Source organism: Ruminococcus sp. YE71 (assembly GCF_900119155.1).
In the GTDB taxonomy this organism is placed as follows: Bacteria; Bacillota; Clostridia; order Oscillospirales; family Ruminococcaceae; genus YE71.
On the sequence record NZ_FPIR01000002.1, the window covers coordinates 188189 to 212575 of the forward strand.

Below are 24387 nucleotides of genomic sequence, written 5' to 3' on the forward strand. Positions count from 1 at the left end.
GCAAAAGGAATGGAAGAGCAGAGGAAATACACTTCGACGGCTGTCAGGCAGATACGCCGCCGAAGTACGATAAATCTATATCTGACGCTGGGTGCCGCGGTCATCGCGGCGGTCGGGTCGCTGCTGAGCGTGAACGTGTTTTTCAACCTTTCACCGACGGGGCTTTCGATAAACGGTTCGAGCCTTTACGCGCCCGAGCAGATACAGCAGGTGGGCGGTCTCGTGCCTGGACAGAACCTCATAAGGCTCAACACCGACTTCATCGAACAGCGTCTGAAGGATAACCTTGTGTACATCGACAGCGTTGAGGTGGTCAAGGATTACCCCGACGGGCTGGTGATAAACATATCCGAAGCGAAGAAGATCGCACAGATCGAGTACGAGGGCGGCTACTGCACCCTTTCGGCTTCGGGCAGACTGCTGGAGATCGGGGCTTCGGAGCGGGACAAGAAACTGCCGCTTATAGCAGGCTTCGAGCTGGTGGGCGAAGAGAACACGAGCGTCGGAAAGGACGAGAAAACGGGCGAATATCCGCGACTGCCGATCAGGGCGGGTGCGGAAGCGCTGTCCGCGGATAAACAGAAGGCGGTCATAATCACCGAGCTTTTCGAGGCGTTCAGCAAGCTGGATTTCGGGAAGATCGCGAAGATCGACATCACCGACCGCACCGACATAAAACTCGTGTACGACGGGCGCATACAGATAGACCTTGGAAGCGCGGTCGATCTCGACATCAAGCTGATGTATATTCAGGCGGTCATTGAGAAGAAACTGCCCGAGAACTATGAGGGTACCCTCTGGTTCAATTCCAACGACAAGAGCGTGTCCACTCTGCCGAAGAAGACCGAGGTGCCGCAGTCGGCGAGCACGACCACTTCTTCCGACGCGGACAGCAGTTCCGAAACGGACAGCAGTCAGGCGGCATGGGACAACGGCGGTCAGGCTCAGGACAATGGTCAGGCTCAGGACAACGGTCAGACATGGGATAACGGCGGACAGACCTGGGACAACGGTCAGACGTGGGATAACGGCGAACAGACCTGGGACGGCGGTCAGACCTGGGATAACGGCTACACCGACTACGGGACATACGACAACGGCAATACCGATTACGGCGGCTGGTGATGTCTTATTGCACAAAAAGTTCTTCGGGATAACAGGGGCAAGTTGTGCGTTCGGCTAAAATTTAACGATTGGGATTTCTATGTCTTTACAAGGGCGGAATTTTGTGATATTATAGTAGTATATCTATTATAGCGCCTAAATTTGGACAGTTGTGTCCGATAATGGCGCAGACTTGTGAAAAAATACATTTTACACAGTATAAAAAGCGGTAAAAACAGGAGGATGTTGAACATGGCTTACGAGTATGTTGAAGCCCCTATCGAGGGAGCTAAGATCAAGGTCATCGGAGTTGGCGGCGGCGGCGGAAACGCGCTGAACAGCATTGCCGATACAGGTATCATCGGAAACGTTGATTATATTGCGATAAATACCGATATACAGGCACTCAAGAACTCCAAGGCACAGGAAAAGATCCAGATTGGTCCAAAGCAGACTCACGGACTTGGCGCAGGCGCTAAGCCCGAGGTAGGCGAGGCTTCGGCTATAGAGAGTCAGGACGATATCACCGAGGTGATAAAGGATGCCGATATGGTATTCATCACCGCAGGTATGGGCGGCGGAACAGGTACGGGCGCAGCTCCCGTAGTTGCGAAGATCGCACACGATATGGAGAAGCTCACCATCGCGGTAGTTTCCAAGCCCTTCAGATTCGAGGGTGCAAAGAAGATGGAGAAGGCTGAGCAGGGTATCGCTAAGATGCTGGAGAACGTTGACGCGCTCATCGTTATCCCGAACCAGAACCTGCTTGCTACAGGTCAGAAGCTCACCATGAAGCAGAGCTACGCTCTCTCGGATGAGGTTCTCAAGACCGACGTGATCTCCATCGCTGAGATCATCACCAGACACGACGAGATCAACGTTGACTTCGCTGATATCACTACCATCATCAAGGACGCAGGCTTTGCTCACATGGCTATCGGTCATGGTCAGGGCAAGGATAAGGTGCCCGAGGTAGTTGCACAGGTGATCAAGAGCGACCTGCTGGAGACTTCCGTTGCAGGTGCTAAGAGACTGCTCGTAAACATCACCATGAGCGAGGACATCGTTGTTGATGAGATCGACGAGCTGACACAGGCTATCACCGAGGCTGTTGATGAGGATGCTGAGATCATCTTCGGTAACGGCTACGACGGCAATATGAACGATGAGGTCTATGTGACCGTTATCGCTGCTGATTTCGACGGCTCGGCTCAGAGAAGAGCGGAGATCCAGGAGAAGGCTGCATCTCAGCCCCTCGCTGAGGCTCTTTCCGCTGCGGCTGCCGCAAGACCGAAGGCTGAGGAGAACGCTAAGGAGCAGGCTGAGGCTAACCACAGAGCAGGCGTGAAGGCTGCGGATAACCCGACATACTACGACGATATCTTCAATATCTTCAAGTCTAAGTAAAAAAATGAAAGGGCGGACGGGATCAGTTCCTGTTCGTCCTTAATCCTTAAATATAGCAATCATCTACGAAAACGATTAAGAACGATTCAGCGCATTTGTGCAAAGGGCAACAATAATTCAGTTTTGTAACAAATGGTTGAAATAAACAAAAAAGCTGTTTTATATTTGTTCAAGCCGATGAAGTTTACAGAAATTCAAAAATTCAGTTGAAAAAATAATTAAAGTATAGTATAATTAATATATGAAACTACAGCTATTGGGAGGAAACGAAAATGGCAAGCACAGGTTATTTAAGAACTGTCCGTATGGGCGGATTTGATAAGCAGGACGTTCTCACTTACGTTGACGATCTTAACTCGAAGATCTATACTCTTGAGAATAAGGTCAAGGATCTTGAAGAGACCAACGAGCGTCTTGAGATACAGGTCGCTAACGGCGCAGGCAAGGGCGGCGATTTCGAGGGCAAGAAGGAACTCGAGAGCCAGGTTGAGGAGTCCAAGAAGAAGGTCGAAGAGGCTAAGAACAAGGTCGCAGAACTGATGGCTTCTACCGATTCGATGAATATGCGCATCGCTGACTATGAGCAGCAGATCGCTGAGAAGGACGCTACCATCAAGCAGCAGGCGGAGGAGATCGAGCAGCTCAAGGAAGACGTTGAGAACGCTAAGAAGGAAGGCGCAGCTTCTTCGAGCAGCACTTCGCAGGCATTCGACCTCGGAAACGTATTTATCGAGGCTCAGAACACCGCTAACAAGATCGTTCTCGCTGCTAAGGAGCAGGCTAAGAACACCACTGAAGAGGCTGAAACTCAGGCTAATCAGGTCATCGATGACGCTAACGCTCAGGCTGAGGCTACCGTTACTAAGGCAAACAATGAGGCTGCGGCTACCATGGCTCACGCTAATGAGGTGGCTGAGACCGTTATGTCCGACGCAAGAAGCGAGGCTGAGGAGATCACTTCTGGCGCTCAGGCTGAGGCTGACAGAGTTACCGAAGAGGCTAACGTTAAGGCTTACAAGGTCACTACCGAGGCTGAGGCTAAGGCTGCTAAGCTCATCGAGGACGCTCAGAATCAGGCAGCTTCCATCAAGTCCAGATCCGCTGACCTCAGAAAGGAAGTCAAGGATCAGTTCGAGGGTCTTAACGACGTTGTCAGCAAGCTGCTCGGTCAGATCAATGAACTCAGCTCTGAGAGCATGAGAATGGCTAACTCCGCAAGAGACCTCGTTGATGAGGGTCTTGACCTCGTAGACGACGGCGATGGCGAATGAACCGATAAGGCTTGATGTCTCGCAGCTTCGTGAGGCTGCGCCGAAACTCAGGGCAGGCGACAAGGTACTGCTGACGGGTACGGTGTACACCTCGCGTGATGCCGCTCATAAGCGGATAACTGCGCTGCTTGACGAGGGCAAGGAACTGCCTTATGACCTGAAAGACGCTGTGATCTACTACGCGGGCCCGACTCCCTCCCCCGAGGGCAAGCCGATAGGTTCCTGCGGACCGACTACCAGCGGACGAATGGATAAGTATGCCCCGAGATTCTTAGACCTCGGTCTTGTCGCGATGATCGGCAAGGGCGAACGCAGCGAGGCTGTCTGCGATGCTATCGGGCGCAACGGTGCGGTGTATTTCTGCGCTGTCGGCGGCTGCGGAGCACTTGCGGCAAGCAGGATCAAGGAGTGCGAGGTCATCGCATTCGAGGATCTGGGCTGCGAATCTGTCAAGAAACTGTATATTGAAGATTTCCCGGTCGTAACCTGCATAGATTGCAGCGGCGGAAATGTTTTTAAGACGGGCAGGGCAGAGTTTGCACAGCTTTGATATGTGATTAATGAAAGCAGCTGTAAGGGCTGCTTTCTTTTTCAATGGATTTTATGTTGTATTTATGTACAATTTATTATGACGAAAATTGTAAAATGCTACGAAAATTACAGGTTCTTTGATAAAATTTTAATAGTGCTTGACTTTTTTGTTATGATGTGGTATGATTACTTATAGGCATGATGCTCGGGAGGAAACTGTGGAACAGCAAGATTATAAGCTGCTCAGCGACGAGGAACTGACCCGCAGGGCGGCGATCGACGCGGCGGCAGCGACCGAGCTGATGATAAGACTGACACACTCGGTGTACGCTCTTGCGATCGAACTTGACCCTCTTATATGTGAGGATCTGTTGCAGGAGGGGCTGATGGGTGCGCTCGGCGCAGTGAACAGCTTTGACCCCGAAAAGGGCAGCGCGAGAACGTATCTCATCTCCTGTGCGAAAAACAGGATGTACGGGGCGCTCAAACGCAACAGCCTTATCGGCGGCGCAACTGACCCCGAAAGCGAACTCTCGAAGGTCGCGGATGAGGGGCAGTCACACAGCGAACAGCTCGAACGGCTGAGGGCGGCGATCAAGACCTGCCTCACCGACTACGAGCGCGAGGTCGTGAGTCTTTATCTCGTGGGACACAGCTACTCGCAAATAGCTGAACGGCTCGGCAAAGACCTGAAATCGGTCGATAATGCGATGCAGAGAGCTCGCAAAAAGCTGAGGACAGAACTTCAACAGCATTGAGCCTTGACGATGATCTGCGGTGAACGGGTGATCGGGAGAAAAATTTTCAATAGTGTATCGGGGTATCTCGATCGGAAAGGTTTGGTAATCATGTACGAGGACAAGACGTTAGTATGCAAGGAATGTGGAAATGAATTCATTTTCACCGCAGGTGAACAGGAGTACTTCGCAGAAAAGGGTCTCACAAACGAGCCTAAGCGCTGCAAGGACTGCCGCGACAAGCGTAAGGCCAGCCGCCCTGACGACAGACCGGTGTTCACTACCGTGTGCGCTGCCTGCGGCGGTGAGGCAAAGGTTCGCTTCCAGCCCAGAGAAGACAGACCCGTTTATTGCAGCGACTGCTTTGCAAAAATGAAGGGCTGATCGCCTTAATATCAAAACTATCAGGCACTTTCGTCTCGACGGAAGTGCCTTTTGGCTTATAGAGTGCGGGTTTTGCTGGGGAAACCTTTCTGAAGAAAGGTTCTCCCCTTGCCGTGCGAAGCTAAGGCGGGGGTCTCCCTCAAGAAGGTACGGCACCCCCACAACCCGAGCAAAATGAACTGAAATCCCAAAAAAATGCATATTTTTTTCATGATGGTTGCTGATTGACTTTTATAGTGAAATGATGTAGAATAGAAGTGTACGAAGAAAGAATGCCTGACGGGTACGCTTGGCATCATCCGTACAGGCTAATACGAACACACAAAGGAGAATATATCATGAAACTCAACGCAAAGGCTATCGCTGTTATCGCGGCTGCGCTTTGTCTTGCTTCCTGCGGCAAACTCGACGACCTCGGCAAGAAAAAAGACGGTGAGGTAAGCCTCGCTACCCTCAGGACTACTGCGACTTCCATCGACGCATCCGTTCCCGATGCTGATGAAGCTGACACTGAGGTAGATTCGGTAGACGACGGCAGGGATGAGAACGGTGTTACGACTATCGTTCCCGACGCTGCTACCAACACCGATTCGGGCGAGAATACCACCAAGAAGACATACAGCAGAAAGACTACGACCACCGCCAAGAAGGTGACCACCAAGATCCCTGCTACCACCAAGAAGGCGACCACCACAAAGTCTACGACCACCAAGGCGACCTCTGCTTCGACCTCGTCCTCGACTTCCGCGTCCACAACTCCTGCGACCGAGAAGCCGACCGATTCCGAGAGCCAGACCACTCCTACCGAGAGTTCATCTACTCAGGAGCCCGAAACTCCAAAGGAGCTCACCGAATTCGAGCAGGATGTAAGAGTTCTCTACAGCGGTGTCGAGATCGGCATCGGCGATAAGATGAGCGAGATCGAGGGTTCGCTGGGCACTCAGGCTGCACCTTCCGCAAAGGTCCTCAGCTGCATCGATGCTAACGATGTTGCTTATGAGTACTACTACTTCGGCATGACTCTTCAGGTGAAGGACGACAAGATCTTCTCCATCGAGATCATGGACAACCTCTACACCGACCCGAGCGTTTATGTTTACACTGTTGTGAACATCAGCCTCAACTCCAACAAGTACGATGTTGAGAACGCTTACGGTTCGCCCAAGTCCTCTGACGACAACAACTTCTACTACGAAGAGGGCGATACCAAGCTTCAGGTATCCTTCCTCGACGACGGTATGGTCAGCAGGATCTGGATCCACAGCGCTAAGTGATAATAAATTATGAAAGGCCCGTTAATGATAACGGGTCTTTTTTAAGAATAATATAAGAATTTTTTTTGACAAAATCCCCTTGAAAATAATGGGAGTGTGTGTTATAATAGATACATCGAAATAAAGCTCACGTCAGAGAGGGCAAAAGAAAGGATCAAAAACAGGCGGAGGAAACTCTGCCGCGAGACAGAAAGGCGGAAAAAATATGATGAAGAAGATCACGGCGGCGATGCTCGCACTCATGATGGCGGCTTCGGCGGCTACGACGGTATTTGCGGAAACGGGTCTGAATGCGGACTCCATGATCGCATACACCTCGCTCAGCAGGGAACAGGCGGCTAAGATACCCGCAGGCGTCAAGAACGCTCCCAAGTTCACTACCACGAAGATCACCGACAAGGGCGCTCTCATAGAGTGGGAAAAGGTGCAGGGCGTTGACGGCTACCTGCTCTACCGTTACGGCGGCAAGAACGGCTATTCCCACTACATACTGAACGCAAACATCACATCCTTCACATGGACTGACTTCGACCCCGACTACACCTACGCTCTGCTGAGTTACGTGAACGTTGACGGCGACACCATCAAGAGCCCGTCGGTCGAGAAGAAGGGTACCGACTTCGACAAGGATGACAATGTCTCTTCGGGCGAAAAGACAAAGGCTCCCGCTCCCACAAAGTTCGTCACCACCAAGGTCACCGACAAGGGCGCTCTTATCGAGTGGGAGAAGGTATCGGGCGTAGACGGCTATCTGCTTTACCGCTACGGCGGCAAGAACGGCTATTCTCACCGCATCCTCGGCGCAAATACGACTTCGTATCTGTGGGAGGACTTTGACCCCGAGTCTACATACGCTGTGCTGACTTATGTGAACGTTGACGGCGATACTCTCAAGAGCACTGCTGTTGAGAAAAAGGGCACCGACTTTGACGACGTTAAGGGCGAGGTCAAGGCTCCCGAAACTCCGAAGTACACGAAGAGCAGCTGCGAGGACAAGGCTATCAGGCTTTACTGGGAAGCGCTCCAGTGCGACGGCGTTGAGATATACAAGTCGGAGGGCTATGACTGGGAGCTGTACGGTACTGCCGCGAAGGGTGTGAACGATTTCCTCGTTGACGGGCTCGTTTCTGGTACCGAGTATTATTTCAGGCTGAGGGCTTTCAACAAGAAGGCGGACGGCACTAAGGTCTACAGCGGCTATACAAGCACGATAACCGCGTCTGCCAAGGCAGAGATCAAAGCTCCCGATGTTCCCGAATTCACCAAGGCTGACAGCGGCAAGGACAACATCAGACTCTACTGGAAGTCGCTGGAGTGCGACGGCGTTGTCGTAAAGATGCTCGACAAGAACGGCGAGTGGAAAGAGGCAGGCAGGGTCGGAAAGAATGTGACAAATTACCTCGTTACGGGGCTTAAATCCGGCACATCCTATCAGTTCAGGCTATGTGCTTACAACAAGAAGACTGACGGTCAACTCGTTGAGGGCAAGGATTCGGAGATAATCAAGGTCTCTACCGCCGCTGAACCCGTTGAGGTCAAGGCTCCCGATGTACCGAAGTATATCAGAACGGGCAGGGGCAAGTTCGCTCTCAGACTTTACTGGGAAGAACTCCAGTGCGACGGCGTTGAGGTATGGATGGAGAAGAACGGCTCGTGGATTCTCAAAGATATCGCTGCTAAGGACGTTACCAATTACCGTATCGAGGGGCTTACTGAGGGTACCACCTACCGCTTCAAGCTGAGAGCGTTCAACACCAAGCCCGACGGAACTAAGGTGACAAGTAATTACACAAGCGTCATCGAGTCGAAGACTATGGGTATCGCACCCGTTGACGATGTAAAGGCTCCCGCTACTCCGAAGTACGTGAGGACGGGCGTCGGCAAGTACGCCCTCAGACTTTACTGGGAAGAGCTCAAGTGCGACGGCGTTCAGGTATGGATGAAGAAGAACGGTATGTGGACTCTCGTGGGTACTGCATCCAAGGGCGTTTACAACTACAGGATCGAGAACCTGTCGGCGGGCACTTCCTATCAGTTCAGGATGAGAGCATTCAACACCAAGGCTGACGGCACAAGGCTGTTCAGCGGATATACCTCGGTCATCACCTCTTCCACCAAGGCGGAGACCGTTGCGAAGCCCGCTCAGGCGAAGATCACGGGCATCAGCAAGACTTCCGACTCCGTGAAGGTGTACTGGCAGAAGCAGGTATGCTCGGGCTACGAGGTGTACATCTACAAGGATAACAAGTGGCTGTTCTGCGGCACCACGAACGGCGACGCAACCAGCATGAACATCACGGGTCTGACCCCGAACACCGTTTACTACGTGACTGTGAGAGCTTTCAACAAGAGCGGCTCGACTACCGTTTTCGGCGAATTCTCGGCTAACACGAAGGTCACCACGCTTCAGGTCAAGAAGGTCGAGGCTCCGCCTGCTGTCAATGTCATCAAGATTAGCAAGGGCAAGACCGCTGTCCGCCTTACATGGGAAAAGCTCGACTGCGACGGCTACGAGGTATACCGCAAGATCAACGGCAAATTCGTGCTCAGCGATACCCTCGGCAAGGACGCGGACAACATCCGCTACGGCGGTCTGACCCCGAATACCGCTTACTATTTCAGGATACGCGCGTTCAGACTGAGCGGCGACGGAAGCAAGGTTTTCGGCGAGTTCGGCAAGGACTACAAGGCTACCACCCTCAAAGACCCCAACGCAGGTCCGACTATCGAGGTCAAGAACGGCGTTACATACGTTAACGGCGTGCTCATCGCGAACAAGACCTACGCGCTCCCTGCGAGCTACAACCCGGGCGGACTGACCGCTGAGACTGCGGCGGCGTTCGCGAAGCTACAGCAGGCGGCGAAGAAGGACGGTATTTATCTGTGGTGTGCTTCGGGATTCAGGAGCTATTCCTATCAGGCGTACCTCTACAACAACTACGTTGCGCGTGACGGAAAGGCTGCTGCCGACACCTATTCGGCGCGTCCCGGACACAGCGAGCATCAGACGGGTCTCGCGCTGGACGTGAACAATCCTTCGTCCTCGTTCAATAACACAGCCGAGGCGAAGTGGCTGGCGGCGCACTGTGCGGAGTACGGATTCATCATCCGCTATCCGTATGGCAAGCAGAATTCGACAGGTTTCATGTATGAGTCGTGGCACATCAGATATCTGGGTGTTGACCTCGCAAAGAAGGTAACTGCGAGCGGCAAGACGCTTGAAGAGTATCTCGGGATAACTTCGGTCTACAATTATTAACATTAAAAGGACGGATAATCTCCGTCCTTTTTTTACAGGTTATTAAAATAATCATCAGCATCTTTGTCATATGCTGTTAATGTCCATTCATGGTTACAACTCAAACAACAAAAATTATGTAAAACTATTCCTTTTTTCTTAAACTCCGTTGTTTTCTTTTTTATATTGCTACTTTTGCAAGAGGGGCATTTTGTTTTTTTTAGAATAACACAATCTAAATATATTTTGTGCTTTTGATTTCTGCTGATTTTTTGGTTTGATTTTAATAGTAAACTTTGAGAATTTTTACTATACATCATTGAATACAAAAGTGCTAAAGGTTCTTCATATTTACCCTCTTTTAAAGAGCAAACATTTTTCATATACTGAGGACATCTTTCGTTGTAATAATATGATTTTTTATGATTACATATGTTCTTTGAACTTAAATAAATACAAGTGAGAGATGAATAATCATTGTCTTTAGGTTCTTCTTTCTTATATTCATAATGCCACGGAGTACCTTGCATTTTAGAACGTCCCATTATATTGTACCTTTCATTTATAATTAGACCCGTTCGTATCAATTACGAACGGGTCTTTGGTTTGCGTGGTTTATCAGAGCGATTTCAGCTCGGTATCGGAAACGAGCTTGAATCCGCCCTCGGTGAGCGCGGTAACAGCCTCGTCGGTCTTGTCGGCTCTGAGGATGAGATAAGCGGTCTCGTCGGTCTCGGAAATGAAAGCCGCGTACATATACTCGACGCTGATGTTGTCCTTGTAGAGACAAGCCATCGCGTCGGCAAGTCCGCCCGGACGGTCGGCGATGCGGAGCGCAAGAACGTTCGTGATGGTCACTGCAAAGCTGTTGTCTTTCAGTACCTGCATTGCCTTCTCGCTGTCGTTGACGATGAGGCGCAGGATGCCGAAATCCTTCGTGTCGGCGATGGACATGGCGCGGATGTTCACGCCGTTGTCGCCGAGAAGTCTTGTGATGTTCGAGAGCCTGCCTGCTCTGTTCTCAACAAATACCGATAACTGTTTTACTGTCATGATGACTACCTTCTTTCTAAATGATAGTATGTTTTTCCCTTTTTGCAAATGTGTTCCTGTGATAAATCATTATTTGTGCCGCTGACTGCGGGTTTTACAGGGGGAAACCTTTGCCTTGGCTGCGCACGGCTAAAAGAAAGGTTTCCCAGGTTAAACCCGCAGTCACCACAAATCGGGATTACACAAAAGTAAAAGGGATTTATTTTTTATATTTCTGCTGTGAAAAGTACCCAGAGCCCGTGCTCTGCGGCGAAACGCCAGAAGGACAGGCTGTCTTTCAGGTATCCGAACGCTTCTTCACAGTCTTCTGCGCTCTTGTCGGGATAGTCGGCGGTGTCGATGGCGCTGTAACCTTTATCGAAATCGCTTTCGGTAAGGGACGCTATCTCGCCGCAGAGCTTCGAGACCTGCTCGGGCGGCTTGGCGCTCACGATATATCCGTCGTAGCTCAGAAGCTCGCCGCCGAGTATCACTTCCGACATCGGCTCGCTGCCGTCGAAGAGGAAATCCCCCGTCAGCGCACGGTGTATGGCTTCCCAGTACTCCTCGACCTCGAAGGTCTGCTCGGGAAACTCGTCGAAGTACAGCGGTTCGAGCTCTTGAATGATGTACTCCGCTGCACCTTTTGCACCCAGACTGCGAAGTTTTTTCACCGTCTGTCCGTCAACTGCGAAATAAACGCCGCTGCCGATCATGCCGTGACCTCCTTACATAAAATCTTCGGGATCGAAGTCCTCTCCCATTTCGTCCTCGTAATAGGGGACGCCGTTTTTTATGCCCATCCTGATATGAACGGGGACGTCGGCGTAATCGCCCTCCCAGTCATAATCAGCAGGCTTTGCCGCTATAAGCAGGGCAGCGAGCTCTTTAGCCGCCGCGTTTGCCTCGATGGAGCTGCTGTCGCCGCCGATAGCAGGGCCGCTCGGGCCGTGGTATATCTCCAGATAAATCGGCTCGCAGCCTTCTCTTTCGGCAGAGACCACCATGGTGAACATCTGCTCATAGTCTTCGGTGAACTCATCGGGCTGTCCGAAAAGCGCTATTGCCTGACCCGGGAAAAGCTGTGCAGCCTGTATGGAACCATTCCCGACGTTCATTATGTTGCAGCCGCCCTGATATTTGCTGCTGTCAGCCCTTTTGAAGGTGAACATTATGCTGTACCGCCTTCGCTCAGACCAGCTTGCGCTTGTCGATCACGCGGACAGCCTTGCCCTCGGAACGGGGGATAGACTTGGGCTCGACAAGCTTGATCTTCGCACGGATGCCGAGAACGCTCTTGATGTCGTTGGAGATCTTCTTCTGGAGCTCCTCGTAGGTCTTGACGGTGTCGGAGAACATATCATCGCTGATCTCGACGAGTATCTCGAAGGTGTCGGTGGTGCCGACGCGGTCAACGACGATCTGGTAGTTCGGGGTGGCGTTCGCCATCTTGAGCAGAACGCTCTCGATCTGGGACGGGAATACGTTGACGCCCTTGATGATGAGCATATCGTCGCTTCTGCCCATAGGCTTAGCCATGCGGACTAATGTTCTGCCGCAGGAGCACTTCTCGCGGCTGAGCACGCAGATGTCGCGTGTGCGGTAGCGGATCATCGGGAACGCTTCCTTGTCGATAGCGGTGAACACCAGCTCACCCTTTGTGCCGTCGGGGAGAACTTCGCCTGTCTCGGGATTGATGATCTCGGCGATGAAGTGATCCTCGTTTACGTGCATACCCTTCTGCTCGCAGCACTCGAAGGACACGCCGGGGCCGCTGAGCTCGGTAAGGCCGTAGATGTCATACGCCTTGAGTCCGAGGGAACTCTCGATCTCCTGACGCATTTCTTCTGTCCAGGGCTCGGCACCGAAGATGCCTGCCTTGAGCGACAGTTCGTCGGGTGAAATACCCATTTCCTTGACGACTTCGCCGATGTAAGCCGCATACGAAGGTGTGCAGCAGAGAATGGTAGCACCGAGATCCTGCATGAACTGTATCTGTCTTTCGGTGTTGCCCGAGGACATGGGCAGGGTAAGGCAGCCGACCTTGTGCGAACCGCCGTGCAGACCTGCGCCGCCCGTGAACAGACCGTAGCCGTAAGCGACCTGACAAACGTCATCCTCGGTTCCGCCTGCTGCTGTGATAGCTCTTGCAACGCAGTCTTCCCACAGGTCAACGTCGTGCTGAGTGTAGAACGCAACTACGCGCTTGCCTGTAGTGCCGCTGGTGGACTGGATGCGCACGCACTCCGAGAGGGGCTTGCCCAGCAGACCGTAGGGGTAAGCGTCTCTGAGGTCGGCCTTCGAGAGGAAGGGGAGCTTGCAGAGGTCGTCAACCGACTTGATGTCGTCGGGGGTGACGCCCTTTTCTTCCATCTTCTTTCTGTAGTAGGGAACGTTTTCCCATACGTGCTTCACCTGTGCCACGAGCTTCTCGCTTTGCAGTTTCTTCATGTCTTCGCGGGACATACATTCATGCTCTTCGTCCCAGTACTTTTTGGCTTGTTCCATTGGATATTCCTCCTGAAAAAAAGATAAAGATGATCGATAATTGATGAAAGACAGAATAAAATCTCTTATCTCTTATCTCTCATCTATTATCTGTATTACACCGCTTCTCTTCCGAGCGCGAATGCTTTCTTGTTCAGTTCGAGGAACTTTGCGGGGACGCACTGTTCGAGTGCGGTCTGCCATACGCTCTCCTCGAAAGGCAGCTTCTTCGATACCACGCCCATGAGCACCACGTTCGCAGCCTTTGCGGTGCCTGCCTGCTCCGCGAGTCCGAGTGCGTCAACGGAAGTTACCTCAACGCCCATCTTCCCGATCTTGGCGATGATGTCCTCGGGGTAAACTGCCGCGCCTGTGATAACGGGCATGGGGTCGAGGGTCTGGTCGGAAGTGATGAGCTTGCCGCCCTTTTTGAGGTAGGGCAGCCATCTTGCGCTTTCAAGCTGCTCGAAGCTGATGATAACGTCCGCCTCGCCCAGCTCGACTACGGGCGAGTACACCTTCTCGCCGTACTTGACGTAGGTCACCACAGAACCGCCGCGCTGGCTCATTCCGTGAACCTCGCTGACCTTAACGTCATAGCCCTCGGCAAGAAACACGCTGCCGAGTATGCGCGATGCGAGCAGGGTGCCCTGTCCGCCCACGCCGACTATCATAATAGATTTAGTTTCCATTATATATTACTCCTTGTTTATTTCATTGTCTTGTTTTGCTTTCAGCTCCGCCTTTTCCTCGTCTGTCATGTAGAGGTCGGGGCGCACGCGCCTGAGAATAAATCCCACCGCCGCGATGACGAGCGCTATCAGTATAAACGGCACGCCCATGACAACGGCGGCTTGAAGAAGGTTATTCATGCTTATTCCGCTGCTTTTCGCTGAGCAGGAAGAATTCGAGCTTGCGGCACTTCGGGCAGACAAGTATCATCACGGGCAGATACCCCGACATGATATTGTTAAGGTCCGGCAGCAGCCAGCTTGCCCCTCCGAGCTGTATTCTTTGGTTAAAAAGGTGCTTCATCGGGACTCCGCACCGCAGGCAGTTGATCTTCTTCATTTCGTGTTATTCTCCTTGATCTATAAGAGATCAGAACCCCTGACCGTTTAACGCCGGTTTTGCCGACGGTCGGAATGTGACCTCTTTCTTATTTCTTAACTCTTATTTCTTCTTTATATCAGATGATCGCGTTGAGCTTGCAAAGCTCGGTGCAGATGCCGCAGCCTACGCACTGTGTATGGTCGATAACGCTCTTCTTGTTCTTGATCGAGATAGCGGGGCAGCCGACTTTCAGGCACTGCTTGCAGCCTACGCACTTGTCCTCGTCAACGTGCAGCGGAGGATTGTGCTTGACATACTTCAGCAGAGCACACGGACGGCGCGAGATGATAACAGACGGCTCGTCCTTTGCGAGCTCCTCCTCGATGACCTTCTTAGTCTCTGCCATGTGGTAGGGGTCAACTACGCGGACGCTCCTGATGCCGATAGCCTTGCAGAGCTCTTCGAGGTTTACAGCCGCAGCAGGGTCGCCCTTGAGGTTCTTGCCTGTGGTCGGGTTCTGCTGGTGACCTGTCATGCCCGTGATGGAGTTGTCGAGGATGATGGTGGTGGAGTTGGAAGCGTTGTAGGCAACGTTCACGAGACCTGTCATACCGCTGTGCATGAAGGTCGAGTCGCCGATAACAGCAACGCTCTTCTTCTCGGCGTCAGCGCCGAGAGCCTTGTTGTAGCCGTGAAGTGCGCTGATGGATGCGCCCATGCAGATGGTGGTGTCCATAGCGCAGAGCGGAGCTGCCGAACCGAGCGTGTAGCAGCCGATGTCACCCGAAACGTAAACGCCCAGCTGCGACAGGCAGTAGAACAGACCTCTGTGAGGACATCCGGCGCACATTACAGGCGGACGAACAGGCACGTCCTCGCCGAAGGTCATGACTTCGGCAGTCTCGCCGAGGATAGCCTTGCGGACGATCGACTGGGATATCTCGCCGATGCCCGAGAATACCTCGCGGCCGATAACGCTTACGCCGTTTTTCTTGCAGTGGGTCTCGATGATGTCGTCAAGCTCTTCGATGACGTATACCTTGCCGCACTTCTCGGCGAAATCGCGGATGATGTTGACGGGCAGGGGATTTACCATACCGAGCTTCAAGTAGCTCGCCTTGTCGCCGAGGGCTTCCTTAGCGTAAACGTAGCAGTCGCCTGCCGCGATGATACCGATGGAAGTATCGTTGTACTCAACGCGGTTGAGGGGGCTGGTCTCGGCGTATTCGGCAGCGTCGCGGAGCTTCTGCTCAACGACGGGGTGACGGCGCTTTGCGTTGCCCGGCACCATAACGAACTTGCCGGGGTTCTTCTCGTAGGGCTTAGCGTCGGGAACGACTCTGTCGAGCAGTTCCACCGACGACTGGGAGTGTGCGATACGGGTAGTCATGCGCACGATAACGGGGCAGTCGAACTTCTCGCTCAGCTCGAACGCGGTCTTGGTGAAGTCCTTGCATTCCTGCGAGTCGGAGGGCTCGACCATCAGCACCTTGGAAGCGATAGCGTGGTGACGGGAGTCCTGCTCGTTCTGGGAGGAGTGCATACCCGGGTCGTCGGCAACGCAAACGACCATGCCGCCGTTAACGCCCGTATATCCTGCGGTGTAGAGGGGGTCGGCGGCAACGTTGAGACCGACGTGCTTCATTCCGCAGAAGCTTCTTTTACCTGCTATGGACGCACCGAGAGCCGCTTCCATAGCGACCTTCTCATTGGGAGCCCATTCAGCGTACATTTCATCGTATTTTGCGGCAAACTCAGTGACCTCGGTCGAGGGAGTTCCCGGATAGGAGGAAACGAATTCGCAGCCTGCTTCGTACAGTCCGCGTGCAAATGCTTCGTTTCCGAGCATAAGTTTTTTCATTGAAAAACCTTCCTTTCAAGTCTTAATATTACTATTATACCACAGTCTGTACAAAAAAGCAATATTTTTTGTGCATCTTTTTGAAAAATATCTTCGTGCTTTAAATCAGTGAGATACAGAACGTAAATTATACTGATTTTGTATAAATCAGTATAATTTTCCCCCGCGCTATTGTGAGAACAGACAAATCTTGTCAGAGATCATTGACTTTGGGTGTGGGATATGCTATAATATAAGTGTAATAACAGCAAAGGAGTGTGCCTTATGGAAACACGTATAGCCGTTATTGCTATAATCGTAAAAGACCCCGAATCGGCGGCGGACATAAACGCCCTGCTCCACGAATACGACAAGTTCGTGATTGGCAGGATGGGCGTCCCCTACCGAACTAAGGGCGTGAGCGTCATAAGCATCGCTATCGACGCTCCGCAGGACAAGATAAGCTCTCTGACGGGCAGGATAGGCAGACTCAGCGGCGTCAGCGCCAAAACGGTCTATGCACCTGCCGGATGAAAATATCAGCCGCTTTTTCCCCTGATGTCAAAGCCGCTCACGCGCCTGAGACAGAAGCATGATGATGCGCACCCCATATGTGAATCAACGGGACAGCCATATCTGCTTGCACAGGGATGGGCTGTCCCTTTTTCGATTTTTGCATGAGGTGAAATGATGAACGAAATACTGAAAGGTCTTATCGACAAGCTCGACCGCGAAAAGAAACTCCCGCACGGGGAGTGGGTGACGCTGTTTGACGGTTTCACGGACGAGGAACGCGAGTACGCGGCTTCGGTCGCAAGAAAGATCGCAGACGAAAAATACGGCAAGAAGATCTATATAAGAGGTATAGTCGAATTCTCCAACTACTGCAAGAACGACTGCCTTTACTGCGGTATCCGCCGCTCGAACAGGAACGCTCAGCGCTACCGCCTGACCGACGACGAGATACTCGCCTGCTGTGACGAGGGCTACGAGACGGGTTTCCGCACCTTCGTGTTGCAGAGCGGCGAAGACCCTGCCTACACCACCGACAGGCTCGTGGAGATAGTCCGCAGGATAAAGGCGGCGCATCCCGACTGTGCGGTGACGCTGTCGCTGGGTGAGCTGGAGCGCGAAGATCTGGCGAGGCTCCGTGAGGCGGGGGCGGACAGATACCTGCTCCGACACGAGACAGCCACAAAGTGCCACTACGAACAGCTCCACCCCGACTTCATGTCCTTCGAGCACCGCATGAAATGTCTGCAAGACCTGAAAGAGCTGGGCTATCAGACGGGTACGGGCATGATGATCGGCGCACCCTTCGCGAATTCGGACACCCTCGCTTCGGATCTGGAGTTCCTCTGCGAGTTCAAACCCCACATGGTGGGGACGGGGCCGTTCCTGCCCCATAAGGACACGCCGTTCCGTGACGAGCCGAAGGGTTCATATGAACTGACGCTGTTCGTGCTGAGCCTTGTGCGCATCATGCTGCCGAACGTGCTGCTGCCAGCCACCACGGCTCTCGGGACGATCAGACCCAACGGCAGGGAACAGGGAGTGCTCCACGGGGCGAACGTCATCATGCCGAACCTTTCGCCGACGGCTGTGCGGAAGAAGTATATGCTTTACGACAACAAGATCTGCACCGAGGATTCCACCACCGAATGCCGCTTCTGCTTGCAGCGGCGCATGGAGTCGATAGGTTACGAGATCGAGATCACGAGAGGAGATTACTGCGATGATTAAAATAGCGATCTACGGCAAGGGCGGTATCGGAAAATCCACCGTTTCGTCAAACGTTTCCGCGGCACTGGCTCAGAAGGGCATGAAGGTCATGCAGATAGGCTGCGACCCGAAGGCCGACTCGACTTCGCTGCTGCACGGCGGCAAGCGCATCCCCACTGTTCTCGACCTCACCCGTCAGAAGGGCAATAAGCTCACCCTCGAAGAGGTGGTCTTTGAGGGCGAGTTCGGCGTGAAGTGCGTCGAAGCGGGCGGCCCCGTTCCGGGTATCGGGTGTGCGGGACGCGGCATCATCAACGCCCTCGAAACGCTCAAAAAGCTCGGCGCTTATGAGGTCTATCAGCCTGACGTTGTGATATACGATGTGCTGGGTGACGTTGTGTGCGGCGGCTTCTCGATGCCCATGAGAAAGGGCTACGCAGACAAGGTGTTCGTCGTGACCAGCGGCGAGAAGATGTCGAGATATGCGGCGGCGAATATCTGCATGGCGGTGGAGAACTTCAAGGGCAGGGGCTATGCTTCCCTCGGCGGCATCATCCTCAACCGACGCGGCGTGAGGGGCGAGAACGAGGGCACGGAAGAACTGGCGGCTGACTTCAACACCACCGTCATCGGTTCGCTCGACCGCAGCGAGGAGATAACCTTCGCAGAGGAGAGGGGCAAGCCCGTTTCGGTGGTCTGTCCAGAAAGCCGCGCCGTGACACAGCTCGACGCTATCGCTCAGGCTCTGCTCGACAGCTTTAAGGAGTGACAGTATGCTTAAAGATATACGCTATGAAAAGCCCCCCTGCAAGCAGATCGCTGACACCGACCGCGACTGTTTCTTCGAGTCGGGGCTTGAATACAACACCCCTGCAAGGGGTATGTGGAACATCGTCCACTCGGGTATGCTGCTCCCCGAAGCGCACGAGATATTCTGCTGTGCGCAGGGCTGTCTGAGGGGCGTTATCCTCACGGCGGCGGAGATGCTGACCCTTGACCGCATGAGCTGGATATCCGTTTCGGAAGAGGATATGTTCGACGGCACGATCGAGACCGACGTTATCGACGGCGTGACCGAGATAATCGAAAAGCTCGGCAAGAGACCGCCTGTGGTGCTGCTGTACCTGAGCTGCATCCACCTGTTCGCGGGCGTGGATTTTGAGGCGATAATCAACGAGCTTCATGAGCGTTTCCCCGACATATGGTTCTCCGACTGCTACATGACCCCGACCATGCGCACCACCGTTTCGCCCGTTGCGAAGATGGCGGCACAGCTCTACGACGCGCTGAAGCCGATGCCACTCGACCCGAAGTCGGTGAACATCATCGGCAACGACCGCGCCACCGACGAGGGTTCGGAGCTTGTGAAGACCATCCGCGGAGCAGGCTTTACGCTCCGTGACATAACTCTCTGCAAGACCTTTGACGAGTACCTTGAAATGGCGAAGGGCTCGCTGAATATCACATACATCCCGACGGCTGTCCTCGCAGGCGGCACGCTTGAAGAGCGGTTCGGGGCAAGGCATCTTTACCTGCCCAACAGCTTCGTTTATGACACCATCGAGGAAAACCACCGCACCCTCTGTGAGGCTCTCGGCATCGGTCAGACAGACCTCTCGGCGGAAAGAGCCGCCGCAGATTCGGCGCTCGAAGCGGCTCACGAGGTCATCGGCGACACGGCTGTGGCGATAGATTTCACGGCGGTCACCCGACCCTTTGAGCTTGCCGAACTGCTCATCGCGCACGGCTTCAACGTCAGGTACGTTATCGCTGACGGCGCGGGTGAGGAGGGCGACGCTTTCGAACGTCTGAAAGCCGCACGCCCCGACCTTGAGATATACGCCGCCGCCAACGTCAATATGCTGAATATGCGCTATGAGCCCCATGAGAAGGTGCTGGCTGTGGGTCAGAAGGCGGCTTACTACTTCGCCACCGACAACTTCGTGAATATCATCCTGAACGGCGGTTATTACGGCTATTCGGGTATCGTGAAGCTCGCGGAGCTGATGACTGACGCATATCGGAACGAGAAGGACAGAAAGCGCGTCATAAGCCTGAAAGGCTACGGCTGTGCGAGCTGTCTTGCGTAAGGAGGGCAGGCTATGAAGAACGTTTCAAAGATAATACCCTGCTACTCGGCTGACACGGCAGGGGTCTGTTCGGCGCTGTACGAGCTGGGCGGAATGGTGGTCACCCACGACGCTTCGGGGTGCAATTCCACCTACGCCACCCACGACGAGCCGCGCTGGTACGACATCCAGTCGAAAATGTATATTTCGGCGCTGACCGAAATGGACGCCATCATGGGCAACGACGAAAAGCTCATTTCCGACATCGTGTCGGCGGCGAATGACCAGAAGCCCGAGTTCATCGCGGTGTGCGGTTCGCCGATGCCGATGATGACGGGCGTGGATTTCGACGCGATAGCCGCCGAGATAGAATCCCGCACCGATATCCCGACCTTCGGGATGCACACCAACGGTACGCACTCCTACATCGAGGGGGCGTCGGAAGCGTTTGACTACATCGTGAAGCAGTACGTCCGTGAGTGTCCGAAGACCGAGGGCTCTGGCGTGAACATCATCGGCATGACCCCCCTCGACTTCAAGTGGCGCGGCACGATGGACGCGGTGAAAGGCTGGCTCGCAGAGAACGGTCTGGAGTACGTTTCCTGCATTGCGATGGGAAGTTCTCTTGACGAGATACGCCGTGCGGCATCCGCGAGCGTGAACCTTGTGGTGAGCAGCTCGGGACTTGCGGCGGCGAAGTATATGGAAGAGCGTTTCGGGATACCCTACGTTTGCGGCGTTCCCTATGGCAGGGCTTACGCGAAGGCGTTTGCGGAACAGCTGAAGGGTGAAAACGGCGGCGCTGTCCGCACCGCTGACGATGCCGACACGGTCATCATCGGCGAGGGGATAGGTTCGGTATCGCTGGCGGCGGCGCTGTCTGCCGATCTCGGCATCAGTGCAAAGGTCATCTGTCCGCTGACCTGCGGAGATGGCATCCTTGCCGACACCGATCTCGACCTTTACGCTGAGGAGGACATCGAAGCGGCGCTTTCGGACATGGATCCGAAAACGGTCATCGCCGACCCTCTGTACAAATACATCGTCCCCGACGGTACGCGGTTCATCGAACTGCCGCATTTTGCCTTCTCGGGAAGATGCTTCGAGAGGGACATGAAAGACCTCATAAATACCGACATCAAGGAGTATTTTAAATGATAAAACTTGCACTCTACGGCAAGGGCGGCATAGGCAAATCGACCTGTACCGCGAATCTTGCCGCCGCGTTTGCGATGCTGGGCAAGCGCGTGATACAGATAGGCTGCGACCCGAAAGCCGACTCGACCATAAATCTGCTGGGCGGCGAACCTTTGCAGCCTGTTATGGATTACCTGCGCGAGCATGACGACGACCCGAACAGCATCGGGGAAATATCGAAGATAGGCTTCGGGGATATCCTCTGCATCGAGACGGGCGGTCCTACCCCCGGGCTCGGATGCGCGGGTCGAGGGATAATCACCACCTTCAACCTTCTCGAACAGCTGGAGCTTTTCGAGAAGCACAAGCCCGACGTGGTGCTGTACGACGTCCTCGGGGACGTGGTCTGCGGAGGGTTCGCAGCGCCGATACGTGAGGGCTACGCCGAGCAGGTGCTCATCGTCACCTCGGGCGAGAAGATGGCGCTCTACGCCGCGAACAACATCAACAGCGCGGTGAAGAACTTCGAGGACAGAAGCTACGCGAAAGTCCGCGGCGTCATCATGAACCGCCGCAACGTCGAGAACGAGGAAGAGAAGGTCCGCGCCTTCGCTGAGGGCGCAGGGCTTGAAGTCGCCGCAGACATCCCGCGCTCGGCTGACATCATCAAGTACGAGGACATGGGCAAGACGGTCATCGAGGGCGACCCCGAATGTGAGACCTCGAAGCGGTTCTTCGCGCTGGCACAGAAACTTATCGACGAGGAAAAAGTATGAACAAGGGCTTTTACGTAACTGCCGCGGAGCTTGCCGCATCGGGGTTCGAGAACATCCCCGACGAGCTGGTCTCCTCGAAGCACATGATATATTCATCCCCCGCGACCCTCGACTTCAACTCGCCGGGTGCCAAGGGCTTCGGCGTGAAGCGTGCGGGACTGGTCGTGCCCGAGTCGGTGATGCTGCTGGTGGCTCCGGGCTGCTGCGGCCGAAACACCGCGCTGCTCAACGAGCTGGGCTACAACGACAAGTTCTTTTACCTGATGCTGGACGACACCGACATCGTGACGGGACGCTACCTCAAGAAGATACCGAAGGCCTGCGCCGAGATAGTCGAAGAGCTCGACTACACGCCGTCTGCTATCATGATATGTGTGACCTGCGTGGACGCGCTGCTCGGCACCGACATGGAGCGCGTCTGTCGAAGCTGTGCCGAGACAAGCGGCGTGCCCTGCGTGCCTGCGTATATGTACGCGCTCACGCGTGAAAAGCGCCTGCCGCCGATGGGTCTTGCGAGAAAGTCGATATATTCGCTGCTCGAACCGCAGAAGCGACGCTCCAACGAGTGCGCTCTGATGGGCTTTTTCTCGGCGCTGGAGGACGGGTGCGAGATATACGAGCTGCTCCGCCGCGCGGGCATCAAAAAGATACACGAGATAGGCCGCTGCAAGACCTTCGAGGAGTACAGGCAGATCTCCCGTGCGAATTTCGCGCTGGTGCTCAACTCGGAAGCGAGGGCGGCGGCACAGGACATGGAAAAGCGGCTCGGCATCCCGTTCATCGAGCTGACGCGGCTGTACAGGCTCGGGAAGATACACAACCAGTACAAGCTGCTGGGTCAGGCGATAGGCGCGGAGTTCGACGACAGCGAGTTCTACGACGAGGCGTTCGACACCGTGACCGCGTTTAAGGCGAAGCACGGCGAGGTGAGCTTCGCGGTGGGCGAGTGCATGAACGCGGACAGCTTCGAGCTGGCGCTGGCGCTCTGCGAGTACGGTTTCAGGGTGGCGGAGATATACGGCACTATCGGCGAGCGCAACTTCCTGTTCCTCAGAAAGCTCGCCGAAGTCTCGCCCGAGACACGCGTATACTCGAACCTGTCGCCGACGATGATGGGTTACGAGCGCGACTGCGAGATAAACGCCTGCATCGGCACCGACGCGGCGTACTACCACAAAGACCTGCCGTCGGTGAGCTGGAGCGGCGAGGAACAGCCCTTCGGCTACAGGGCTGTGACCCTGCTCTTTGAACAGCTCGACACGGCGCTTACCGAGGGAAAGGCGGTGAAGATATGAGCACGTTACTGAAACACATCTCCCCCCTCGCCCCCGACGATTCGGGAGCCTGCTCGGTGCTGTACGAGATGGGCGGCATCGTGGTCATCTGTGACGCGGGCGGCTGTGCAGGAAACGTCTGCGGCTTCGACGAGCCGAGGTGGCACTGCAAGCGTTCGGCGCTGTTCAGCGCGGGGCTCCGCGACATGGACGCTATCCTCGGGCGCGACGACAGGCTGGTGGAAAAGCTCGTGAAGGTGACGGGGCAGGTGGAGGCGGACTTCACCGCGATAATCGGCACCCCCGTGCCTGCGGTCATCGCCACCGACTACCACGCGCTGGAACGCATGAGCGAGCGGCGTTCGGGACTGCCCTGCATCGCGCTCCCGACCGACGGCACGCGGCTGTACGACTACGGCGAGGAGCTTGCCTACACCGAACTGTTCAGGCGGTTCGCGGAGGAGGGCATCGAGCCGAAGAAGGGAAAACTCGGCATCATCGGTGCGACTCCGCTGAACACGGGGCTGATGTTCGCCGAAAAGCTCATCGCCGCAGGAAAGGCTATGGGCTTTGACGAGGTGGTCTGCTTCGGTCTGGACAGCGGACTTGACGAGGTGAAACGCGCCGCCGAGTGTGAGCGTCTGCTGGTCATCTCGCCCTCGGGCGTGAAGGCGGCGGAGTACCTGAACAAGCGTTTCGGAACGCCGTTCGAGGCGGGCTATCCCTGTCTGCCCGAAGCCGTCTGCGAGAGTGCGGACGGACTGTCGGGGAAGAAAGTGCTTGTGATAAATCAGCAGTTCGCGGCGAACACTCTGCGCGAGAAGCTGAAGGGCTGTGAGGTCGATTGTGCGACCTGGTTCGCCCTTGACAAGAGATACGCGCATGAAAACGATTTCCGAATAAAGGACGAGGGCACGCTCCGCGAGCGCATAGAGCAGGGCGGCTACGATGTGATCTTCGCAGACCGCGACCTGTGGCGTGCGATGAAGTACTTCGGCGGCGAGCTGATTGATTTTCCGCATTATGCGGTAAGTGCGACGCTTGCTTAAAA

At 54.4% G+C, this 24387-nt stretch carries 25 protein-coding genes; 16 read left to right on the forward strand and 9 right to left on the reverse strand.

Annotated features, from left to right (window positions below):
- Window positions 1-9 precede the first annotated feature (9 nt).
- The 8 genes from BT142_RS02570 to BT142_RS18625 all read left to right on the forward strand — a co-directional run bounded on the left by BT142_RS02570 (window position 10) and on the right by BT142_RS18625 (window position 9967).
- A complete protein-coding gene (locus tag BT142_RS02570; RefSeq protein WP_072416636.1) occupies window positions 10-1125 on the forward strand; it encodes a cell division protein FtsQ/DivIB in 1116 nt (371 codons plus the stop codon).
- A gap of 231 nt (window positions 1126-1356) precedes the next feature.
- The gene (gene ftsZ / locus BT142_RS02575; RefSeq protein ID WP_072416637.1) at window positions 1357-2511 is read left to right on the forward strand and encodes a cell division protein FtsZ; all 1155 of its coding nucleotides are present in this window, start codon (window positions 1357-1359) and stop codon (window positions 2509-2511) included.
- A 272-nt stretch (window positions 2512-2783) separates the two neighbouring features.
- A complete protein-coding gene (locus tag BT142_RS02580; protein WP_072416638.1) occupies window positions 2784-3782 on the forward strand; it encodes a V-type ATP synthase subunit E family protein in 999 nt (332 codons plus the stop codon).
- Entirely contained in the window at window positions 3772-4332 is a 561-nt protein-coding gene (locus BT142_RS02585) for a Fe-S-containing hydro-lyase (RefSeq protein ID WP_072416639.1), read from the forward strand. Before BT142_RS02580 ends, BT142_RS02585 begins: the two co-directional genes overlap by 11 nt.
- Window positions 4333-4531: 199 nt before the next feature.
- Window positions 4532-5071, forward strand: coding sequence for an RNA polymerase sigma factor (locus BT142_RS02590; protein WP_072416640.1), 540 nt, complete (start codon window positions 4532-4534; stop codon window positions 5069-5071).
- 90 nt (window positions 5072-5161) lie between these two features.
- Window positions 5162-5434: a zinc-ribbon domain containing protein gene (locus BT142_RS02595; protein ID WP_072416641.1), complete on the forward strand. Its 273-nt coding sequence runs from the start codon at window positions 5162-5164 to the stop codon at window positions 5432-5434.
- A gap of 338 nt (window positions 5435-5772) precedes the next feature.
- A complete protein-coding gene (locus tag BT142_RS18960) occupies window positions 5773-6708 on the forward strand; it encodes a hypothetical protein (protein ID WP_072416642.1) in 936 nt (311 codons plus the stop codon).
- 205 nt (window positions 6709-6913) lie between these two features.
- Window positions 6914-9967, forward strand: a complete 3054-nt coding sequence (locus BT142_RS18625) for a fibronectin type III domain-containing protein (RefSeq protein WP_139182167.1) — start codon at window positions 6914-6916, stop codon at window positions 9965-9967.
- Window positions 9968-9999: 32 nt separating this feature from the next.
- Here BT142_RS18625 and BT142_RS18630 read toward each other — a convergent pair whose 3' ends face one another.
- From BT142_RS18630 to iorA, 9 genes are all read right to left on the reverse strand, one after another.
- A complete protein-coding gene (locus BT142_RS18630) occupies window positions 10000-10491 on the reverse strand; it encodes a hypothetical protein (protein ID WP_139182168.1) in 492 nt (163 codons plus the stop codon).
- A 73-nt stretch (window positions 10492-10564) separates the two neighbouring features.
- Complete coding sequence (locus BT142_RS02620) at window positions 10565-10999, reverse strand: ACT domain-containing protein (protein WP_072416643.1); 435 nt, start codon at window positions 10997-10999, stop codon at window positions 10565-10567.
- A gap of 206 nt (window positions 11000-11205) precedes the next feature.
- Window positions 11206-11694 carry a DUF1877 family protein gene (locus tag BT142_RS02625; protein ID WP_072416644.1) on the reverse strand — a complete coding sequence of 163 codons (489 nt, stop codon included), beginning with the start codon at window positions 11692-11694 and terminating at the stop codon, window positions 11206-11208.
- 12 nt (window positions 11695-11706) lie between these two features.
- A complete protein-coding gene (locus BT142_RS02630; RefSeq protein WP_072416645.1) occupies window positions 11707-12150 on the reverse strand; it encodes a hypothetical protein in 444 nt (147 codons plus the stop codon).
- Window positions 12151-12169: 19 nt separating this feature from the next.
- Window positions 12170-13486, reverse strand: a complete 1317-nt coding sequence (locus BT142_RS02635; RefSeq protein WP_072416646.1) for a phenylacetate--CoA ligase family protein — start codon at window positions 13484-13486, stop codon at window positions 12170-12172.
- A 95-nt stretch (window positions 13487-13581) separates the two neighbouring features.
- Window positions 13582-14157, reverse strand: coding sequence for an indolepyruvate oxidoreductase subunit beta (locus BT142_RS02640; protein WP_072416647.1), 576 nt, complete (start codon window positions 14155-14157; stop codon window positions 13582-13584).
- Between the two features lie 6 nt (window positions 14158-14163).
- The gene (locus BT142_RS18965; RefSeq protein WP_175444877.1) at window positions 14164-14337 is read right to left on the reverse strand and encodes a hypothetical protein; all 174 of its coding nucleotides are present in this window, start codon (window positions 14335-14337) and stop codon (window positions 14164-14166) included.
- Entirely contained in the window at window positions 14330-14536 is a 207-nt protein-coding gene (locus BT142_RS02645; RefSeq protein WP_072416648.1) for a hypothetical protein, read from the reverse strand. Before BT142_RS02645 ends, BT142_RS18965 begins: the two co-directional genes overlap by 8 nt.
- A gap of 118 nt (window positions 14537-14654) precedes the next feature.
- Window positions 14655-16379, reverse strand: a complete 1725-nt coding sequence (iorA, locus tag BT142_RS02650; protein WP_072416649.1) for an indolepyruvate ferredoxin oxidoreductase subunit alpha — start codon at window positions 16377-16379, stop codon at window positions 14655-14657.
- 264 nt (window positions 16380-16643) lie between these two features.
- On the opposite strand from iorA, the gene BT142_RS02655 reads away from it, so the two are divergent.
- The 8 genes from BT142_RS02655 (at window position 16644) to BT142_RS02690 (ending at window position 24385) form a co-directional block, all read left to right on the forward strand.
- Window positions 16644-16892 carry a TM1266 family iron-only hydrogenase system putative regulator gene (locus tag BT142_RS02655; RefSeq protein ID WP_072416650.1) on the forward strand — a complete coding sequence of 83 codons (249 nt, stop codon included), beginning with the start codon at window positions 16644-16646 and terminating at the stop codon, window positions 16890-16892.
- Between the two features lie 156 nt (window positions 16893-17048).
- A complete protein-coding gene (gene hydE, locus BT142_RS02660; protein WP_092983064.1) occupies window positions 17049-18101 on the forward strand; it encodes a [FeFe] hydrogenase H-cluster radical SAM maturase HydE in 1053 nt (350 codons plus the stop codon).
- The gene (locus tag BT142_RS02665) at window positions 18094-18849 is read left to right on the forward strand and encodes a nitrogenase iron protein NifH (RefSeq protein WP_072416652.1); all 756 of its coding nucleotides are present in this window, start codon (window positions 18094-18096) and stop codon (window positions 18847-18849) included. The genes hydE and BT142_RS02665 overlap by 8 nt, the downstream gene beginning before the upstream one ends.
- A gap of 4 nt (window positions 18850-18853) precedes the next feature.
- Complete coding sequence (locus BT142_RS02670; RefSeq protein WP_072416653.1) at window positions 18854-20170, forward strand: nitrogenase component 1; 1317 nt, start codon at window positions 18854-18856, stop codon at window positions 20168-20170.
- Between the two features lie 12 nt (window positions 20171-20182).
- Window positions 20183-21307 (forward strand): nitrogenase component 1, encoded by a 1125-nt coding sequence (locus tag BT142_RS02675; RefSeq protein WP_072416654.1) that lies wholly within the window; start codon window positions 20183-20185, stop codon window positions 21305-21307.
- On the forward strand, window positions 21304-22062 hold the full coding sequence (locus BT142_RS02680) for a nucleotide-binding protein (protein ID WP_072416655.1): 759 nt from the start codon (window positions 21304-21306) through the stop codon (window positions 22060-22062). The genes BT142_RS02675 and BT142_RS02680 overlap by 4 nt, the downstream gene beginning before the upstream one ends.
- On the forward strand, window positions 22059-23357 hold the full coding sequence (locus BT142_RS02685; RefSeq protein ID WP_072416656.1) for a nitrogenase component 1: 1299 nt from the start codon (window positions 22059-22061) through the stop codon (window positions 23355-23357). The genes BT142_RS02680 and BT142_RS02685 overlap by 4 nt, the downstream gene beginning before the upstream one ends.
- Window positions 23354-24385: a nitrogenase component 1 gene (locus BT142_RS02690; RefSeq protein WP_072416657.1), complete on the forward strand. Its 1032-nt coding sequence runs from the start codon at window positions 23354-23356 to the stop codon at window positions 24383-24385. Before BT142_RS02685 ends, BT142_RS02690 begins: the two co-directional genes overlap by 4 nt.
- Window positions 24386-24387 lie beyond the last annotated feature (2 nt).

Bases quoted from the DNA above. Each gene is read 5' to 3' on its own strand.
- BT142_RS02570 (WP_072416636.1), top strand. From the start codon at position 10: ATGGAAGAGCAGAGGAAATACACTTCGACGGCTGTCAGGCAGATACGC.
- ftsZ (WP_072416637.1), top strand. From the start codon at position 1,357: ATGGCTTACGAGTATGTTGAAGCCCCTATCGAGGGAGCTAAGATCAAG.
- BT142_RS02580 (WP_072416638.1), top strand. From the start codon at position 2,784: ATGGCAAGCACAGGTTATTTAAGAACTGTCCGTATGGGCGGATTTGAT.
- BT142_RS02585 (WP_072416639.1), top strand. From the start codon at position 3,772: ATGGCGAATGAACCGATAAGGCTTGATGTCTCGCAGCTTCGTGAGGCT.
- BT142_RS02595 (WP_072416641.1), top strand. From the start codon at position 5,162: ATGTACGAGGACAAGACGTTAGTATGCAAGGAATGTGGAAATGAATTC.
- BT142_RS18960 (WP_072416642.1), top strand. From the start codon at position 5,773: ATGAAACTCAACGCAAAGGCTATCGCTGTTATCGCGGCTGCGCTTTGT.
- BT142_RS18625 (WP_139182167.1), top strand. From the start codon at position 6,914: ATGATGAAGAAGATCACGGCGGCGATGCTCGCACTCATGATGGCGGCT.
- BT142_RS18630 (WP_139182168.1), bottom strand. From the start codon at position 10,491: ATGGGACGTTCTAAAATGCAAGGTACTCCGTGGCATTATGAATATAAG.
- BT142_RS02620 (WP_072416643.1), bottom strand. From the start codon at position 10,999: ATGACAGTAAAACAGTTATCGGTATTTGTTGAGAACAGAGCAGGCAGG.
- BT142_RS02625 (WP_072416644.1), bottom strand. From the start codon at position 11,694: ATGATCGGCAGCGGCGTTTATTTCGCAGTTGACGGACAGACGGTGAAA.
- BT142_RS02630 (WP_072416645.1), bottom strand. From the start codon at position 12,150: ATGTTCACCTTCAAAAGGGCTGACAGCAGCAAATATCAGGGCGGCTGC.
- BT142_RS02635 (WP_072416646.1), bottom strand. From the start codon at position 13,486: ATGGAACAAGCCAAAAAGTACTGGGACGAAGAGCATGAATGTATGTCC.
- BT142_RS02640 (WP_072416647.1), bottom strand. From the start codon at position 14,157: ATGGAAACTAAATCTATTATGATAGTCGGCGTGGGCGGACAGGGCACC.
- BT142_RS18965 (WP_175444877.1), bottom strand. From the start codon at position 14,337: ATGAATAACCTTCTTCAAGCCGCCGTTGTCATGGGCGTGCCGTTTATA.
- BT142_RS02645 (WP_072416648.1), bottom strand. From the start codon at position 14,536: ATGAAGAAGATCAACTGCCTGCGGTGCGGAGTCCCGATGAAGCACCTT.
- iorA (WP_072416649.1), bottom strand. From the start codon at position 16,379: ATGAAAAAACTTATGCTCGGAAACGAAGCATTTGCACGCGGACTGTAC.
- BT142_RS02655 (WP_072416650.1), top strand. From the start codon at position 16,644: ATGGAAACACGTATAGCCGTTATTGCTATAATCGTAAAAGACCCCGAA.
- hydE (WP_092983064.1), top strand. From the start codon at position 17,049: ATGAACGAAATACTGAAAGGTCTTATCGACAAGCTCGACCGCGAAAAG.
- BT142_RS02665 (WP_072416652.1), top strand. From the start codon at position 18,094: ATGATTAAAATAGCGATCTACGGCAAGGGCGGTATCGGAAAATCCACC.
- BT142_RS02670 (WP_072416653.1), top strand. From the start codon at position 18,854: ATGCTTAAAGATATACGCTATGAAAAGCCCCCCTGCAAGCAGATCGCT.
- BT142_RS02675 (WP_072416654.1), top strand. From the start codon at position 20,183: ATGAAGAACGTTTCAAAGATAATACCCTGCTACTCGGCTGACACGGCA.
- BT142_RS02680 (WP_072416655.1), top strand. From the start codon at position 21,304: ATGATAAAACTTGCACTCTACGGCAAGGGCGGCATAGGCAAATCGACC.
- BT142_RS02685 (WP_072416656.1), top strand. From the start codon at position 22,059: ATGAACAAGGGCTTTTACGTAACTGCCGCGGAGCTTGCCGCATCGGGG.
- BT142_RS02690 (WP_072416657.1), top strand. From the start codon at position 23,354: ATGAGCACGTTACTGAAACACATCTCCCCCCTCGCCCCCGACGATTCG.